Annotated in this window: 3 protein-coding genes; 2 read left to right on the top strand and 1 reads right to left on the bottom strand. The window is 43.9% G+C overall.

Features of this window, described 5'->3' with window-relative positions:
• Together WBA23_RS05520 and WBA23_RS05515 are read left to right on the top strand one after the other, a co-directional pair.
• A partial coding sequence (locus WBA23_RS05520) for a WD40/YVTN/BNR-like repeat-containing protein (RefSeq protein WP_424581252.1) occupies positions 1 to 438 on the top strand: 438 nt, incomplete at its 5' end.
• A gap of 11 nt (positions 439 to 449) precedes the next feature.
• Complete coding sequence (locus WBA23_RS05515; RefSeq protein ID WP_424581251.1) at positions 450 to 1,721, top strand: serpin family protein; 1,272 nt, start codon at positions 450 to 452, stop codon at positions 1,719 to 1,721.
• On the opposite strand, the gene WBA23_RS05510 is transcribed toward WBA23_RS05515, so the two are convergent.
• Positions 1,714 to 2,370: a Uma2 family endonuclease gene (locus tag WBA23_RS05510; protein ID WP_424581250.1), complete on the bottom strand. Its 657-nt coding sequence runs from the start codon at positions 2,368 to 2,370 to the stop codon at positions 1,714 to 1,716. The genes WBA23_RS05515 and WBA23_RS05510 overlap by 8 nt on opposite strands.
• Positions 2,371 to 2,435 lie beyond the last annotated feature (65 nt).

Raw genomic sequence — 2,435 nt, 5'->3', positions numbered from 1 at the left:
GAGTGGAATGATTTGGTGCCGAATCCAACCGTTACCAAAGCGATTGTTTTTGATAATAGTAGTCCGCAAAACATATATGTAGGTTGGGAGGGTGAACTCAATAAAACTTCTGACGCAGGAAATACTTGGGAGACCTTGATCGATCGTCACGAAGAAGCTCACTTCTTCTTTGGGGTAGGTGTCAGCGATAACGATCCTGATTTAGTCTTTGCGGGGAAATGGATAAAGGCAGCCGAGCAACAACCCTTAACCTTGTATTATTCTCAGAACGGCGGAGATACTTGGGAAGAAGATACTTATGCCGATGAAGATCAGGGGGGCATTTTTGATCTTAAAGTGATCAGTACGGAAAGTACCGAAAGAATATTTTTAGCCTTAGATGAAGGCGGGGTATACGAAGTTATAATGAATACCAACGAACCTCAAACCATTGAGTAATCCCCCTTTTTATGAGAACTAGCACGCTATCAAAAATCACAATAGTATTTTTCACTTTGTTTGCCAGCCTATCCTTTGTACGCTGTAGCGAAGACTCCGTTGGTAACCAGAACAATTCACCGGATTTGCGCCCGGTCTCCGGCTCAGCCGAAACACTGGTAGAAACTTCCAACGCCTTTTCAGTAAACCTATTTAAAGCTATTCAACAGCAAAAACCGGATGAGAATATTTTCATCTCGCCCCTGAGCGTAGACATTGCCTTGCATATGACCGTGAACGGCGCTAGCGGCGATACCAAAACTGTGATGAAAGAAACGTTGGGCGTAGCTGACTTGAGCGACGAAGAAGTAAACGAAGCGGCTCGGCAGTTAGTCGAGCAACTGCTCAATATGGATCAGCAGGTAGCTTTGGCCATTGCCAACTCTATCTGGTTTAAAGACACTTACACATTGCAAAATGGCTTTGACGAGCTTATTCAGAAGTACTACGACGGACGCATTGAGGGACTGGATTTAGAAAATCCAGCGTCTAAAGACATGATCAACGGCTGGGTAGAAGACCAAACGCAAGGCAAAATCAAAAATCTGATAGAACAAATCAATCCTACCGATGTGATGTTTCTGATCAACGCTATCTATTTCAAAGCCGACTGGCAGTATCAGTTTAACGCCAGTGCCACCAAAGACGAACCGTTTTATTTGGCCGATGACAGTACGGTTTCGGTACCCATGATGTCGAACAAAGGCACCAAGTTACGCTTCCACTACCAGGAAAATGGCACTCAACTGCTAGAGATTCCCTACGGCAATGGGCAGTTTAGCATGGTCATTTTATTGCCCTCCCCGGAAAGCACAGTAGCTGAATTGGTAAATGATTTAACTACTGAAAGCCTAACTGACTGGATAGAGCAGGCTGATATCCTTGGCATCCATCTGATGCTGCCTAAGTTTAAAACTGAGTTCAAACTAAAGCTCAACGATGTACTGAAAGGGATGGGTATGGAACTTCCGTTTACTAGCGATGCTAACTTCGGCGGCTTCTTCAATGAAGGCGATGGGGAGAACCTGTATATTGATCGCGTAATTCATCAGGCTTTTATCGAAGTAAACGAAGAAGGTTCGGAAGCTGCCGCGGCTACGGCGGTTGTGATTGGTGAAAGAAGTTCAGGTGCTGATCCTCAGCCTCGGGTAATCCGAGTTGACCGCCCGTTTGCTTACTTCATTCGCGAGAAGCATACCGAAGCTATTCTGTTTGCCGGCACCATGATGAATCCGGTTAATTAGCCGTTGCTATTTGCCGAAGAGCCTCTAAATTAATTGACTTATCAAAAATGGCGCGAACTGGAATTTCAAAGCCGGAAAGTGCCTTGCTGGCAATGGTGCCCTGCCCGGTTTTTAGCAATAATTCATAAGAATCGTTTTGTAGTACATACTGTTCCACAACTTCTTTCTCAGGATCAACAATCCAGTACTCTTGCACTCTGTGGGCTTCGTAGTCTTTAAATTTCACTCCCCGGTCGTTGGCTTTTGTACTTCCAGAAAGCACTTCCACTACCCAATCCGGAGCGGGAAACTTCATTTGATCGTCCGTAAAGTGCTGAGCTTTCTCTTTATTAAAGTAGCAAATATCGGGTTCATAGTCGTTGCGGGTAAGGGTGATTAGTATTTTCTCAATACCTACGAAACCTAGATCATGTAAATCAGCATAGGTGCTTACTAATTTAGCTAATAGCAAATTAGCCTGATTATGTCGTTTTTTTACCGGTGAGTGCATAAAAATTTGTCCGTTGATAAATTCAACCTTTTGTTGTTCCGTCATTTCTTCATAAAAACGCTCCCGCCGTTGTTGTTCTTCGGCCAATACTGCCTGTACTTGCTGCAAAAGAATATTTGCCTGAGGTTCAGCCAGTATCTGTTCTACTAAAGTATGCATACGCCAATCGTTTGAAAAGTCTCGGTTAATTTACAAATTACCTGCTTCATTATAACGTACTGCCC

This window comes from Tunicatimonas sp. (assembly GCF_049647865.1).
Lineage (GTDB): Bacteria > Bacteroidota > Bacteroidia > Cytophagales > Cyclobacteriaceae > Tunicatimonas.
Note: the sequence above shows the minus strand (reverse complement) of the source record. Positions and strands in the feature narration are given on the sequence as shown.

Excerpts from the sequence above, each read along its gene's own strand:
- WBA23_RS05515 (WP_424581251.1), top strand. The coding sequence starts at position 450 with ATGAGAACTAGCACGCTATCAAAAATCACAATAGTATTTTTCACTTTG.
- WBA23_RS05510 (WP_424581250.1), bottom strand. The coding sequence starts at position 2,370 with ATGCATACTTTAGTAGAACAGATACTGGCTGAACCTCAGGCAAATATT.